A 14,571-nucleotide genomic window follows, 5' to 3' on the forward strand; every position below is an offset into this window, starting at 1 on the left:
GCCTTAAATAAGCCTCAACCGTTGTTTAATCGTTAATTAGATCGGGAGACTGACAATGTCGACTGCTGCCCAAGTGCGTCCACCGCTACCGCCATTCAATCGTGAATCGGCTATCGAAAAAGTACGTCTGGCCGAAGATGGCTGGAATTCCCGCGATCCCGAGAAGGTGTCGCTGGCCTACACCCTGGATACGAAATGGCGCAACCGCGCCGAGTTCGCCAACAACCGCGAAGAAGCCAAGGCCTTCCTGACCCGTAAATGGGCCAAGGAACTCGACTACCGCCTGATCAAGGAACTCTGGGCCTATTCGGACACGCGTATCGCCGTGCGCTACGCCTATGAATGGCGCGACGATTCGGGTAACTGGTTTCGTTCCTACGGCAATGAAAACTGGGAGTTCGATGAGCACGGGCTGATGTTCCAACGCTATGCCTGCATCAACGACATGCCGATCAAGGAAAGCGAGCGCAAGTTCCACTGGCCGCTGGGTCGGCGTCCGGATGATCATCCGGGGCTTTCCGATCTCGGTCTGTAAGCTCACATAGTTCCAATTGTAGGAGTGAGCCTGCTCGCGATAGCGGTGTGTCAGTCAACCTAAATATTGAATGTTCATACGCAATCGCGAGCAGGCTCACTCCTACAGGAGATTTGTTGGTGGTCAGGCTACTGCGGCAGTCCTTTCAGCCTCCAGTTCCCGCACCAGCGGCAACACCCGCTTGCCGAAATACTCCACCTCCTCTTGAAAGTGCAGAAACCCCGCCAGCACCAGATCCACTCCCACCGCTTTCAACGCCACAATCCGCTCGGCAATCTGCTGTGGCGTGCCGATCAGGTTGGTCTTGAAGCCATCGTTGTATTGCACCAGATCCTCGAAAGTCGATTTCGCCCAGTTGCCCTCACCTTCCGGCGACGCCCTGCCCGCTTGCTTCGCCGCATCGCCAAACGCGTTCACCGCCTCAGGGTCGGCCTGGTCGATGATCTGCGCCAGTACAGCGCGGGCCTCTTCTTCGGTGTCGCGGGCGATGACAAAGGCGTTGACGCCGATCTTCACCGAATGATTGTTGGCCGCCGCTTTGGCGCGGATGTCATCAACTTGCGCCTTGATTCCTTCGACGCTGTTGCCGTTGGTGAAATACCAGTCGGAGACTCGCGCCGCCATGTCTCGTGCCGCGCGGGAACTGCCGCCCTGAAAGATTTCCGGGCGGCCCAGCGGTTTCGGTTTGAGGGTGTAATTGTCGAAGCGGTAGAAGTCGCCGCGAAAGCTGAAGTTGTCCTTACTCCAGATCCCGCGCAGCGAGCGGATGAATTCTTCGGAGCGCCGGTAGCGCTCGTCGTGCTCCAGCCAATGTTCGCCGATGGCCTGGAATTCGCCCTTGAACCAGCCGCTGACGATGTTCACGGCGATCCGGCCGTTGGTGAGTTGATCGATGGTCGCCAGTTGCTTGGCTGCCAGCGCCGGCTGCCATGGCCCGGGCAGAATCGCCGCGATCACCTTGAGCTTGGTGGTAGCCGCCAGTAGCGCATGGCTGAACGCCACCGATTCGTGCTGAAACTCGGCGCCGTAACCGGCGGTAAAGCGGATCTGTGTCAGGGCATACTCGAACCCCGCCGCTTCGGCGAGTTGCGCCAGTTTGCGGTTGTAGTCGATGCCCCAGTCGGTGCGCTGCTCGATCTTGCTGACCACCAAGCCGCCACTGACGTTCGGCACCCAGTAGGCGAATTTCACGGCTTGCTTGCTCATTGGCGTGTCCTCGGGAGATTGGGAAGGTCAGTTGGGACAGAGCAGCAAGCGTGCCAGGGTTCAGGTACCCGGTTTTATCGGGCTTGAGACTGATGGAGTTGCATTGTTGGAGGGTGATTTGTTGTCGAGGTGTTGGGTGGGCAACAGTTGGGTTTTGAGTTGAAAGGGCTGACCCCATCGCGAGCAGGCTCACTCCTACAGGGGGAACGCATTTCAAATGTAGGAGTGAGCCTGCTCGCGATGAAGCTTTACGGGTCGCCGCAACACCTGGAAATGAGTAACATGTCAGCCCTTCCCCGCAGCCCTTCTGCGCCCTGCCGAATAAGCCGATTCCATGCCTTTCGAACTCAGCGTTGACCTCACTACCCTGGCCGTTCTGGCCCTCGTCGCTTTCATTGCCGGTTTCATCGACGCCATCGCTGGCGGCGGAGGTCTGTTGACCACCCCGGCGCTGCTCACTGCCGGCCTGCCACCTCACCTGGTGCTGGGCACCAACAAACTGAGTTCGACGTTCGGCTCGGCCACCGCCAGTTTCACTTTCTACCGCCGCAAACTGTTCCACCCTCGACAGTGGATGCACGCGATCGTCGGCACCCTGGTCGGTGCGCTCACTGGTGCTGTCGTCGCGCACTACCTGCCGGCGGAATGGCTGAACAAGATGCTGCCGGTGATCGTCTTCGCCTGTGGCCTGTATCTGTTGTTCGGCGGCACGCCAAAAGCGCCGCTGGACAGCGACGCCCCGATCAAGAAGAAATGGCAATCGACCCAAGGCTTCAGCCTCGGTTTCTACGACGGCGTGGCCGGCCCCGGCACGGGCGCGTTCTGGACCGTCAGCAGCCTGCTGCTCTACCCGATCGACCTGGTCAAGGCCAGCGGCGTGGCGCGCAGCATGAACTTCGTCAGCAACATCGCGGCGCTGTCGGTGTTCGTGTTTTCCGGGCAAGTGGACTGGATCATCGGCCTGAGCATGGGCCTGTCGGTGATGGTCGGCGCGTTCTTCGGGGCGCGCACCGCGATCAGCGGCGGCGCCAAGTTCATTCGTCCGGTATTCATCACCGTGGTACTGGGTTTGACCGTGCGCCTAGCCTGGCAACACTGGTTCAGCGTGGCCTAAACGGCGCGCCACGTAGACGTCGATCAGGTAACGGGCAATCGATTTTGACGCCGGCAACGGCGGCAGATCGTGCACGTTGAACCATTGGGCGTCTTCGATCTCGTCTTCCTGACAGACGATCTCGCCCCCGGCATATTCGGCATGGAAGCCGAGCATCATCGAATGCGGGAACGGCCAGCACTGGCTGCCCATGTACTGGATGTTCTTCACCTCAATGCTGACTTCCTCGCGCACCTCGCGAATCAGGCAGTCCTCCGCCGATTCGCCCGGCTCGGCGAAACCGGCCAGCGTGCTGTAGACCCCGGTGACGAAACGCGGTGAGCGCGCCAGCAGGATCTCGTCTCCGCGGGTGATCAGCACGATCATGCTCGGCGAAATCCGTGGATAGCTGCGCAAATCGCACGGCTGGCAATACATCGCCCGTTCGCGCGGCACCTGCGTCATCACCTGCCCACAGTTGCCGCAAAAGCGATGTTCACGCGCCCAGGTGCCGATCTGCGCGGCATAACCCAGCACTTTGTAGACGGTGTGATCGCCATCGAGCATGAACGCCCGCAGGCCTTTCCAGTTGCAGCCCGGCACGTCACTGGAACTGCGCAGCTCCAGCAGATACACCGGCTCGCCATCGAGATGGCCGATGCCGTGTTCGGCGAGGACTGACAGGTCCTGACGCTTGAGCCACTCCCGCGGGAACAGCGCGCCGTTGTCATCGAACAAAAAGCCTTCGGGGCTACGCGCCACGGCCCAGCCGCCGGGTTGATCGGTGTCCAGTACTGCAGTGGTCCAGCGAGCTGTCATGGTTTCTCAATCCAGAAATTCGGGTTTCTGTTTACTCATATGGGCGGCCATGGCCACGCGCAAGTCGGTGGATTGCAACATGGCGGCGTTCCAGGTGGCAACGTATTCGAGGCCGTCGTCGATGCGATGGTCGCGCATGTAGCTGATCATTTCCTTGGTGCCGGTGACCGCAATTGGCGATTTGCTGGCGATGTCGCGAGCAATGTCCATCACGCCTTCGAGCAGCAGATCCTTGTCAGCGTAAACGCGATTGACCAGGCCGATGCTGCGCGCTTCTTCTGCGCCGAAAGTACGCCCGGTGTAAGCCAGTTCACGCAGCATGCCGTCACCGATGATCCGTGGCAACCGTTGCAAAGTGCCAACATCGGCGGCCATGCCGATATCGATTTCCTTGATCGAAAATTGCGCATCTTCGGCGGCGTAGCGCATGTCGCAGGCGGCGATCAGGTCGATGGCGCCACCCAGGCAATAGCCTTGAATCGCCGCCAGCACCGGTTTGCGGCAGTTGTCGACGGCATTGAACGAGGCTTGCAGGGTGAGAATCTTGCGCCGCAGCAGGCGCGCGTTACGGCCGACGTCCTTGCCCAGTTCGTTGGCGACGCCGGCGAGCATCATCAGGTCGATGCCGGAGGAAAAGTGTTTGCCGTTGCCGCTCAGCACCACCACCCGCACTTCATCGGTGTCATCGATCCACTGGAAAATCTCGACGATCTCGCTCCAGAACGCGGCATTCATCGAGTTGATCTTTTCCGGACGATTGATCTGCACATGAGCGATGTTGTCGGCCAGTTCGACGCTGAAGGCGGTGTATTGAGTCATGGCAGTGATCCTTTACCGGGCAGAAAATGAGGCCCGAACTATAACAAGGCATCACGATGGCGGTTCGGCCAAATGCGGGACTGAATGAAATCGCCAGCAGGCTGGTTTCCACTTTTTGCATCGGATACAAAACCCTGTAGGAGCTGCCGAAGGCTGCGATCTTTTGACTTTGAAGATCAAAAGATCGCAGCCTGCGGCAGCTCCTACAGGGTTTTGTATGTGCAGCAAAAAATTCCTAACCGCTCTTCACCGCCACATACGCCGCTGTCACATAAGGCACCGTCAGCTCGTGTCGCCCACGCAACGCCGGTTCCGAGACAATCAGCGCGCGAATCTGCTCATCAACCTTGTCGCGCTGCGCCTGCGGCAATGCTGCAATGAAACTGGTGGAGCGCACCCGATTGAAAATCACGTCCTCGGGCGAGCCGGTGTGTCCGTGATGAAACTGCTGCAACTGCAGCGCCCCGAACGCCGGATGCGGAAACGCTTCGCGCCATTGACCGGTGTAGTAACGCGGCGTGTCCCCCTCCAGCGCGTTGACGATTGCGTCGAGCTTCGGCACCCAACTGACCTGCGTATCGCGCAGGTTCCAGATCAGGCCAAGCTTGCCGCCGGGCTTGAGTACCCGGGCAATTTCGCTCAAGGATTCTGCGGTAGCGAACCAGTGAAACGCCTGGGCGCAGACCACCACGTCCACCGACGCGTCGGGCAATGGCAGATCGGTCGCGGTACCGCTCACGGCCAATACATCGGGCCAGGCAGCGGAGAGTTTTTCCAGCATCTGCGCCACCGGTTCCACAGCGATCACCTGCGCGTCGGTCGCCACCAGCCGTCCGGTGAACTTGCCGGTACCGGCGCCCAGATCGATGACAGTCTTGTGACTGTCCAGACCCAGCGTCTGCGTCAGCCACTGACTGACCTGCGGCGGATAATCGGGGCGGCCTTTGACGTAGGTATCGGCGGCAGTCTTGTAGCCGGCAGCAGCGGAGTGATGAACCTGATCTTTCATGGCAGTTCCTCATGTGTCAGCGCGGCAGCATGGCAAGGCGCTGGATGGACGGCTGGCATTGCTGAGCATAACGCCGGCATTTGCGCGTTCCTTGAACAGAGCCTGACAAAACAATGAATCAAATGCCGTACGGTGTTGTTCAAAGTGAAACATAACCCTCTGTGGAACCTTGCCCATGACTATCCGTTCCGTTATGTTCGCCGCCCCGTGGCGGCTGGTGACCGCGCTGTCTGCGTCGATGGCGTTTGCCAACGGTGATGAAAGCGCCGCCTGCGAGGAATACCAGGACCTGGCTGAAGCCATCAACGATTCATCGAAAACCTGACATAGATAAAGGAACGCCATCATCGTCAGCGATCAGGCATTCAGAGCGGAACTCGGACAGCATCTGGCGCGGCTGTGGCGCTACGGTTTGCTGCTGTCGCGCAATCGGCACGTGGCCGAGGATCTGGTGCAGGCCACGTGTGTGCGGGCGCTGGAACGTGCCGGCCAATATGTGGCCGGCACGCGCATGGATCGCTGGCTGCTGAGCATCCTGCATTCGATCTGGCTCAACGAAGTGCGCGTGCGTCGGGTGCGTCAGGGTGCGGGACAGGTTGATGCCGACGGGCAACTGGCCTTCGCGCAGACTCATGTGCTGGCGGCGCAGGTGATCCGTCGGGTCGATGCGTTGCCGGAAACCCAGCGTGAAACCGTGTACCTGGCGTATGTCGAAGGCTTGTCCTACCGCGACGTCGCCGAGATCCTGCAAGTGCCGATCGGCACGGTAATGAGCCGTCTGGCCACCGCGCGCCTGAAACTGGCCGAATACCCGCCGCTGCAAGCCGTGCCGCAAACCACCGGAGGTGACCGCTCATGAACAAGCCCTCCGACGAACAACTGACGGCTTACCTCGATAACGAGCTGGACCCGGCGTATCGCAGCCAGCTCGACAGCGCGATTGCCGACGACCCGTTGCTCAGCCTGCGCGTGCAATGGCTTGACCGCAGCAGCCTGCCGTACAAGGAAGCCTATGACGAACTGGCGCAACAGGCACCGCTGGAACGTTTGCAGGCGCGTCTTGATGCCATTCCCGCCTCTCAGCAGCCAGGCCTGAGCCGGCGCTGGTTCATCGGTGCCGCCGCCGCGAGTCTGCTGGCGGGCGGTGTGTTGGCCGATCGTCTGTTTCTCGCCTGGCAAACCCGGCAAACACATAACTGGCGTGCGCTGGTGGGTGACTACATGGCGCTGTATGTGTCGCACACTCTCGATCACCTGCCGAGCGACGAAGCCAGCCAGCGCGCGCAACTGCGTGCGGTGGATGCACGCTTGGGGCTGAATCTGTCGCCGGCGCTGGTGAGGTTGCCGGGCGCCGAACTCAAGCGTGCACAAATGCTCGAGTACGACGGCGTGCCGATTGCACAACTGACCTATCTCGATGCGAAACATGGGCCGCTGGCCTTGTGCGTGACCCGCTCCAACAGCGGCAGCCGGCCATTGGCGCACGAACGCCGACACGAGATGAACGTGGTGTACTGGACCGAAGGTGAACATGCCTGGATGCTGATCGGCCACAACCCGGCGCCGGCGCTGGAAGACCTGGCAAAACACCTGGTCGACAAGCTGGGCGCGTGAGTGCCGCTCCACTATGCTGAGCGGGTGATTATCCAAGGAGGAAGCCCCGATGCAGATTTCACCCCGCACCGCCCTGCTGGTCATTGACGTGCAGAACGACTTCATCCCCGGCGGCCAGTTGGCCGTGCCCGAAGGCGATCAGATCGTGCCGCTGATCAATCGCCTCGGTAGCCGGTTCAAACAGGTGGTGATTGCCCAGGACTGGCACCCGAGCGGCCACGCGTCCTTCGCCTCAAGCCACCCCGGACGCCAGCCTTACGAGGTGATTCAGTTACCCTACGGCGAGCAGGTACTCTGGCCGGAGCATTGTGTGCAAGGCACATCCGGTGCCGAGTTTCACCCCGGGCTGGATCTGCCGCACGCGCAGCTGATCATCCGCAAGGGCTGCAATCCGGACATCGACAGCTATTCGGCATTTCTCGAAGCAGACCGGCACACCACCACCGGCCTGGCCGGTTATCTGAAGGAGCGCGGTATCGACACGGTGTACATGGTCGGTCTGGCGCTGGACTTCTGTGTGATGTTCTCGGCGCTGGATGCGCGGGCGGCGGGGTTCAATGCGTTCGTGGTGCTGGACGCCTGTCGTGCCATTGACAGGGATGGATCACTGGCAGCGGCGATGGAGCGGATGCAGACGGCCGGGGTTGGCTTGATTCAATCAAACCAACTCCTCTGACCAACACAAATCCCTGTGGGAGCGGGCTTGCTCGCGAAGGCGGAGTGTCAGTCGACATAAGTTAATCTGACACACCGCTTTCGCGAGCAAGCCCGCTCCCACAGGTTTCGGGTCAAGTCATGTCAGGCAACCACAACCTGAACCGCGCCCCACCCAACGGCGAACTTTCCACCGTCAGCGTCCCGCCCTGCGCCTCCAGCGCCCGACGGCTGATGGCCAGGCCCAGACCAAAGCCGCCGGTAGCCCGATCACGACTGCGATCAAGTCGATAAAACGGTTCGAAAATCCGCTCCCGCTCGTCATCCGGGATGCCAATGCCATCGTCGTCGACCCAGATCTCGCAACCATCGGGGCTGACCTGCACACCAATCTGAATGCGTTTTTCGCAATAGCGCATGGCATTGCGCAGCAGGTTCTGAATCGCCCGGGCGGTCAGGCGCGGATCCAGCGTGAAGCGTTCGAGCTGACCGTGCAGCAGCACGTCGATAACGATGTCCGGTGAGTCCAGCTCTTCATCGACACTGCCCAGAATGCTGTCGATGAACTCATCCAGCGAAACCTCGACCTGCTCCGGCAACTGCGCCGGGTTCTGCAAACGGCTGTAAGACAGCAGTTCCAGCACCAGCTCATCCAGTTCCCGAATGTGTGCGACCAGCCCTTGCAGGCGCTCGCGACTGGTCACCGGCAAGTCATCGGACAGCGCCAGGGCCAGACCGAAGTCCAGACGGGTCAGCGGCGTGCGCAATTCGTGGGACACCGCATTGAGCAGGTCGCGCTGCTGATTGAGCAGATCCTCGATGTCGCCAGCCATGGTGTCGAACACGTTAGCCAGGCTGCCGATGTTGGAACTGGCCGGAATCTGTGTGCGCTCGTTCAGATGCCCCTTGCCGAAGCGTTCGGCGGCGCCCTTGAGGCGCTCCAGATCGCGCCAGTGCGGACGAATCCACAGCAGCAGGCAGGCGAGCATGCTCGCGCCGATCAGCACGTTGATGCTCCAGTACAACAGATTGACGTCCAGCGGATCCGGCGGAACCACCATTTGCACAGCGACGTCATCGTTCAGTGGGGTGACCGCCAAGGTGCGCCACCCCCAATCGCCGATACGCACCACGTTTTCCCCGGCGCGCAAACGCGCCTGCTCGGCGGCGGTGAACCCGGCGTCGTCGATGCGCGCCAGGACGATGTGGAGCGGCTGGAAGTCCTTGTCCATCGACTGCGCCAACGCTGGCCACTGCTCCTGCGGCACCGCGTGAAACTGTCGGGTGATCAGCGATTGCAGGCCGCGCGAATAGTCGAGGTTGTAGGTGATGAAGCGCTCGCGGAATGCCATGACCACCAGATCCGGCACCAGATAGATCGCCGCGCTGTAGGAGACGATCGTCACCAGATACAGACGAAAGAGGATTCTGAACATCAGCTCAGCATTCCCATTCGGAACGGCTGAACAGGTAACCCTTGCCCCACACGGTCTTGATCTTGCGCGCCTCGCCCGCATGGTCGTCAAACTTGCGCCGCAGCTTGGAAATCGCCACGTCCACCGAACGATCGGTGCCATTGAACTCGATGCCGCGCAGACGCTGCAGGATCTGGTCGCGGCTCAGCACTTCCCCGGCATGCCGGGCCAGCACCACCAGCAAATTGTATTCGCCGCTGGACAGCTCCACCGGTTGCTCACGCCAGGTCACGGTGCGCTCGGACAAGTCGATGCACAGATTGCCCATCACGATCCGGTCATTGACCGTCATCGGTTCACCGAGGCTGCTACGCCGCAACAAAGTACGCACCCGGGCCAGCAGAACCCGTGGCTCGCAGGGTTTGGTGACGTAATCGTCGGCGCCCATTTCCAGTCCGAGTACCTGATCGTGACTGTCGTCGCGGGCGGTCAGCATCAGGATCGGCAGCGTCGCCGAATCCGCCCGCAGCAAGCGGCAGACCTGCAAGCCATCGAGGCCGGGCAGCATCAGGTCGAGGATCACCAGATCCGGCGGATTGATCCGCGCCCGTTCACGCACATGGTCGCCACGCCCGATCACGCAGACGGAATAGCCGTTGCGCTCCAGGTAGCTGGAAATCAGTTCGGCGAGGGCGGTGTCGTCTTCGACCAGGAGGATGTTGGGCATGGGGTGTTCCAGGAAAGTGCTGTGGCGACTGTTTGGGCCTCATCGCGAGCAGGCTCATTCCTACAAGGTTCGTGTCTGGCACAGTTCCAATGTAGGAGTGAGCCTGCTCGCGATGGCGGTTTATCTGTCGCAATAAATTTCAAGGCGTAAAGGATATACGGCCTCGCCCGTCCCTGAGTAAAACCCTTACACAATTTCACACAGCGCCTACAAAGCTTCACCGCTACCCTCGGCGTCTGGCCTTAGGATGCGGGCTTCAATATTGGGGGTGGTACATGTCGAAAAATCTGCTGGCCGGGCTCGGCCTGATCGCCGTTGCGCTGTTGCTGAGCGCCTGTGATTCGTCCTCGAAGGCCGAAGAAGAAGCGCCGCCAGCCACCGTGCGCATCGAGACCATCGAGGCCCGCCCCCTGTCGATCAGCAGCGAACTGAGCGGGCGTATCGCCGCGCCACGCATCGCCGAAGTGCGCGCCCGGGTGGCCGGCGTGGTACTGCAACGGACCTTCCGTGAAGGCAGCGACGTGAAAAAGGGCGACGTGCTGTTTCGCATCGACCCGGCGCCGTTCAAGGCTGACCTGGACAGCGCCGAAGCCGCGCTGCGCAAGGCCGAGGCCAATGCCTTCCAGGCCAGGCTGCAGGAGCAACGCTACGCACAGTTGATCGATGACAAGGCCATCAGCGCTCAGGATTACGACAACGCCCGTGCCAATGCCCGGCAAACCGCCGCCGACGTGGCAGCCAATAAAGCTGCGGTAGAACGGGCGAAGCTGAACCTCGGCTACGCCACCGTCACCGCGCCGATTTCCGGGCGTGTCGGTCGTGCTCTGGTCACCGAAGGCGCACTGGTCGGGCAGAATGAAACCACGCCGCTGGCGCTGATCCAGCAGCTCAACCCGATCTACGCCGACCTCACCCAGTCGACCCGTGAGCTCAATGAGCTGCGCCGCGCGTTCCGTTCCGGGCAGTTGCAGGAAGTCGGTCAGGATCAGGTCAAGGCCACGCTGATTCAGGATGACGGCAGCCTCTACCCGTTACCGGGCAAATTGCTGTTCAGCGACATCACGGTCGATCCGGGCACCGGCCAGATCATTCTGCGCAGCGAGTTCCCCAATCCTGACCTCGACCTGCTGCCGGGCAGCTTCATCCGCGTACGTCTGCAACAAGCCACCGTACAGAACGGCATCACCGTGCCGCAACGTGCGGTACAGCGTGACAGCGCGGGTATGGCCCAAGTGCTGACTGTCGACGAGCAAATGCGCGTGGCCCAGCAGCCAGTGCAACTGGGCGCGGTGCAGAGCGATCGCTGGATCGTCAGCGGTGGCCTCAAGCCCGGCGACCGCATTGTCATTGAAGGCCTGCAGCACGCCCGTCCCGGCGAAAAAGTGCAGATCGACGACACCCCTCTTCCACTTGCCCAGACCTCTGGTCAGTAAGCAGGACGCTTTTATATGCCGCAGTTCTTTATCGATCGCCCGGTGTTCGCCTGGGTTGTCGCCCTGTTCATCCTGTTGGCCGGTGCGCTGGCCATCCCGCAATTGCCGGTGGCGCAGTACCCCGACGTTGCCCCTCCGCAGATCGAAATCTACGCCGTCTACCCCGGTGCCTCGGCGCAGACCGTCGATGAAAGCGTGGTCAGCCTGATCGAGGAAGAGCTCAACGGCGCCGATCATCTGCTGTACTTCGAATCGCAAAGCAGCCTCGGCAGTGCGACGATCAAAGCGACGTTCCAGCCGGGCACCAACCCGGAGCTGGCCCAGGTCGATGTGCAGAACCGCCTCAAAGTGGTCGAGTCACGCTTGCCGCAAGCAGTGAACCAGCAGGGTTTGCAGGTGGAGAAAGTCTCTGCCGGCTTCCTGCTGCTGATCACCCTGACCTCCAGCGACGGCAAGCTCGATGACGTGGCGCTCAGTGATTACCTGGCGCGCAACGTGATGAACGAGATCAAACGCATCGACGGTGTCGGCAAGGCGCAGCTGTATGGCGCCGAACGCGCGATGCGGATCTGGATCGATCCGCAGAAGCTGATCGGTTTCAACCTGACCCCGGCCGATGTCAACGCCGCCATCGTCGCGCAGAACGCCCAGGTGTCGGCGGGTAGCATTGGCGACTTGCCCAATCCGTCCTCGCAGGAAATCACCGCGACCATTCTGGTCAAGGGTCAGTTGTCGACGCCAGAAGAGTTCGCCGACATCGTGCTCAAGGCCAATCCTGACGGCTCCACCGTGCGCATCGGCGATGTGGCGCGGGTCGAAGTAGGCAGTCAGGAATACCAGTTCGGCACGCGCCTGAACGGCAAGCCGTCCACCGCCGTCGGCGTGCAACTGGCGCCGGGGGCCAATGCCTTGGCGACCGCCACTTTGATCCGGGCGAAGATGGACGAGCTGTCGCGCTATTTCCCGGCCGGTGTCGAATACAAGATTCCGTACGACACCTCGCCGTTCGTCAAAGTCTCGATCACCAAAGTGGTTTACACCTTGGGCGAGGCGATGCTGCTGGTGTTTGCGGTGATGTTCCTGTTCCTGCAGAACATCCGCTACACGCTGATCCCGACGCTGGTAGTGCCGGTGGCCCTGATGGGCACCTTCGCCACCATGCTCGCACTGGGCTTTTCGATCAACGTGCTGACCATGTTCGGCATGGTGCTGGCGATCGGCATTCTGGTGGACGACGCCATCGTCGTGGTGGAAAACGTCGAGCGCATCATGGCCACTGAAGGACTGTCGCCGAAAGAGGCGACGCGCAAGGCGATGAAGCAGATTACCGGGGCGATCATCGGCATTACCCTGGTGCTGGTGGCGGTGTTCATCCCGATGGCATTCATGCAGGGTTCGGTGGGGGTGATTTACCGGCAGTTCTCGCTGTCGATGGCGACCTCGATCCTGTTCTCGGCGTTCCTGGCCCTGACTCTGACGCCTGCACTGTGCGCCACGCTGCTCAAGCCGATCGCCAAGGGCGAGCACCACGAGAAAAGCGGATTCTTCGGCTGGTTCAACCGCCGCTTCGAGCAACTGACCGATCGTTATCAAGGCTGGGTCGGTTACGCGCTGAAGCGCAGCGGGCGTTATCTGCTGATCTACGGCGTGCTGCTGATCGGCATGGGGTTGTGCTTTGCGCGTCTGCCCTCCTCGTTCCTGCCGGTCGAGGATCAGGGTTACACCATCACTGATATTCAGTTGCCGCCGGGTGCGAGCAAGAACCGTACGGTGCAGGTGGTCGAACAGATCGAAGCGCACAACGCCAGTGAACCGGGGGTGGGCGACAGCACGGTGATTCTCGGCTTCAGCTTCTCCGGTAGCGGGCAGAATGCGGCGCTGGCGTTTACCACCCTCAAGGACTGGTCGGAACGCGGCAGCGACGACTCGGCTACTTCGATTGCCGACCGCGCCAACATTGCCCTGAGCCAGATCAAGGACGCCATCGCGTTCGCGGTGTTGCCGCCACCGGTTGACGGCCTCGGTACGTCGAGCGGTTTCGAATTCCGTCTGCAGGATCGCGGCGGCCTCGGTCACGCGACATTGATGCAGGCGCGCACCGAACTGCTCGCCGCCGCCGAGAAAAGCCCGGTGCTGATGAACGTGCGCGAAAGCGCGCTGGCCGAAGCGCCGCAGGTGCAACTGGAGGTAGACCGCAAGCAGGCCAATGCGCTGGGCGTGTCGTTCGCTGATATCGGCAGCGTGCTGTCCACCGCCGTGGGTTCTTCCTACATCAACGACTTCCCCAATCAGGGGCGCATGCAGCGGGTGGTGGTCCAGGCCGAAGGCGATCAGCGCAGTCAGGTTGATGACCTGCTGAAAATGCACGTGCGCAATAACGCCGGGCACATGGTGCCGCTGTCGGCGTTCGTCCAGGCGAAATGGACGCAAGGCCCGGCACAACTGACCCGATACAACGGTTACCCGGCGATTGCGATTTCCGGCGAACCGTCGCCCGGGCACAGCACCGGTGAAGCGATGGCGGAGATTGAACGTCTGGTCGCCCAAGGGCCGAAGGGTCTGGGTCAGGAATGGACCGGGCTGTCGTTGCAGGAACGGTTGTCCGGCAGTCAAGCGCCGATCTTGCTCGGTCTGTCGTTGCTGATCGTGTTCCTGTGTCTGGCGGCGCTGTACGAGAGCTGGTCGATTCCGACTTCGGTGCTGCTGGTGGTGCCGCTGGGTGTGCTCGGCGCAGTGCTGGCGGTGACCTTGCGCGGCATGCCCAACGATGTGTTCTTCAAGGTCGGGCTGATTACCATCATCGGTCTGTCGGCGAAAAACGCGATCCTGATCATCGAGTTCGCCAAGAGCCTGTATGACGAGGGTCACGATTTGATCGATGCGACGTTGCAAGCCGCGCGCCTGCGTCTGCGGCCGATTGTCATGACTTCGCTGGCGTTCATCCTCGGCGTAGTGCCGCTGGCCATCGCCACTGGCGCCAGTTCGGCGAGCCAGCAAGCCATCGGCACCGGAGTGATCGGCGGCATGATCACGGCGACGCTGGCGGTGATCTTCGTGCCATTGTTCTTTGTAGTAGTGATGAAGCTCGTACAACGCTTCAGCAAACACCACTGATCCCTGTGGGAGCGGGCTTGCTCGCGAAGGCGTCGTGTCAGTCAATACTGATGTAGCTGACACACCGCTTTCGCGAGCAAGCCCGCTCCCACAAAGTCATTCGAACAGTCACGTCAGTGGTCATCCCGGACGT

The 14,571-nt window shown here is 61.2% G+C and carries 14 protein-coding genes; 8 read left to right on the forward strand and 6 right to left on the reverse strand.

The genetic code is table 11. From position 1 onward, the window contains the following. Positions 1-55: 55 nt before the first annotated feature. Positions 56-535, forward strand: coding sequence for a nuclear transport factor 2 family protein (locus tag CKW11_RS01745; RefSeq protein ID WP_007963424.1), 480 nt, complete (start codon positions 56-58; stop codon positions 533-535). A 123-nt stretch (positions 536-658) separates the two neighbouring features. Here CKW11_RS01745 and sfnG read toward each other — a convergent pair whose 3' ends face one another. Next, entirely contained in the window at positions 659-1,741 is a 1,083-nt protein-coding gene (sfnG, locus tag CKW11_RS01750) for a dimethylsulfone monooxygenase SfnG (protein WP_095135900.1), read from the reverse strand. Positions 1,742-2,075: 334 nt separating this feature from the next. On the opposite strand from sfnG, the gene CKW11_RS01755 reads away from it, so the two are divergent. Then, complete coding sequence (locus CKW11_RS01755) at positions 2,076-2,855, forward strand: TSUP family transporter (protein WP_007951261.1); 780 nt, start codon at positions 2,076-2,078, stop codon at positions 2,853-2,855. Here CKW11_RS01755 and nudC read toward each other — a convergent pair. The 3 genes from nudC to CKW11_RS01770 all read right to left on the reverse strand — a co-directional run bounded on the left by nudC (position 2,823) and on the right by CKW11_RS01770 (position 5,481). Continuing rightward, the gene (gene nudC, locus CKW11_RS01760) at positions 2,823-3,653 is read right to left on the reverse strand and encodes an NAD(+) diphosphatase (protein WP_095135902.1); all 831 of its coding nucleotides are present in this window, start codon (positions 3,651-3,653) and stop codon (positions 2,823-2,825) included. The genes CKW11_RS01755 and nudC overlap by 33 nt on opposite strands. A 6-nt stretch (positions 3,654-3,659) precedes the next feature. After that, positions 3,660-4,472, reverse strand: coding sequence for a crotonase/enoyl-CoA hydratase family protein (locus CKW11_RS01765; protein WP_047602349.1), 813 nt, complete (start codon positions 4,470-4,472; stop codon positions 3,660-3,662). Positions 4,473-4,707: 235 nt separating this feature from the next. After that, a complete protein-coding gene (locus CKW11_RS01770; protein ID WP_095135904.1) occupies positions 4,708-5,481 on the reverse strand; it encodes a class I SAM-dependent methyltransferase in 774 nt (257 codons plus the stop codon). A gap of 175 nt (positions 5,482-5,656) precedes the next feature. Between CKW11_RS01770 and CKW11_RS28560 the strand changes: the two genes are divergently transcribed. The 4 genes from CKW11_RS28560 (at position 5,657) to pncA (ending at position 7,771) form a co-directional block, all read left to right on the forward strand. Continuing rightward, positions 5,657-5,806, forward strand: a complete 150-nt coding sequence (locus CKW11_RS28560; protein WP_159974159.1) for a hypothetical protein — start codon at positions 5,657-5,659, stop codon at positions 5,804-5,806. A gap of 63 nt (positions 5,807-5,869) precedes the next feature. After that, the gene (locus CKW11_RS01775; protein ID WP_371917860.1) at positions 5,870-6,340 is read left to right on the forward strand and encodes a sigma-70 family RNA polymerase sigma factor; all 471 of its coding nucleotides are present in this window, start codon (positions 5,870-5,872) and stop codon (positions 6,338-6,340) included. Continuing rightward, entirely contained in the window at positions 6,337-7,095 is a 759-nt protein-coding gene (locus CKW11_RS01780) for a transcriptional regulator (protein ID WP_095135908.1), read from the forward strand. Before CKW11_RS01775 ends, CKW11_RS01780 begins: the two co-directional genes overlap by 4 nt. Positions 7,096-7,144: 49 nt before the next feature. After that, complete coding sequence (pncA, locus tag CKW11_RS01785) at positions 7,145-7,771, forward strand: bifunctional nicotinamidase/pyrazinamidase (RefSeq protein WP_095135910.1); 627 nt, start codon at positions 7,145-7,147, stop codon at positions 7,769-7,771. Between the two features lie 112 nt (positions 7,772-7,883). Here the strand turns inward: pncA and CKW11_RS01790 are convergent, their stop codons facing one another. Together CKW11_RS01790 and CKW11_RS01795 are read right to left on the reverse strand one after the other, a co-directional pair. Next, positions 7,884-9,185 (reverse strand): ATP-binding protein, encoded by a 1,302-nt coding sequence (locus CKW11_RS01790; protein WP_095135912.1) that lies wholly within the window; start codon positions 9,183-9,185, stop codon positions 7,884-7,886. Between the two features lie 4 nt (positions 9,186-9,189). Further along, positions 9,190-9,891: a response regulator transcription factor gene (locus CKW11_RS01795; protein ID WP_047602328.1), complete on the reverse strand. Its 702-nt coding sequence runs from the start codon at positions 9,889-9,891 to the stop codon at positions 9,190-9,192. 275 nt (positions 9,892-10,166) lie between these two features. On the opposite strand from CKW11_RS01795, the gene CKW11_RS01800 reads away from it, so the two are divergent. Together CKW11_RS01800 and CKW11_RS01805 are read left to right on the forward strand one after the other, a co-directional pair. Next, positions 10,167-11,324, forward strand: a complete 1,158-nt coding sequence (locus tag CKW11_RS01800; protein ID WP_095135914.1) for an efflux RND transporter periplasmic adaptor subunit — start codon at positions 10,167-10,169, stop codon at positions 11,322-11,324. 15 nt (positions 11,325-11,339) lie between these two features. Then, on the forward strand, positions 11,340-14,438 hold the full coding sequence (locus CKW11_RS01805) for an efflux RND transporter permease subunit (RefSeq protein ID WP_095135916.1): 3,099 nt from the start codon (positions 11,340-11,342) through the stop codon (positions 14,436-14,438). Positions 14,439-14,571 lie beyond the last annotated feature (133 nt).

The organism is Pseudomonas sp. Irchel s3a10, from assembly GCF_900187525.1.
Taxonomy (GTDB): domain Bacteria; phylum Pseudomonadota; class Gammaproteobacteria; order Pseudomonadales; family Pseudomonadaceae; genus Aquipseudomonas; species Aquipseudomonas koreensis_G.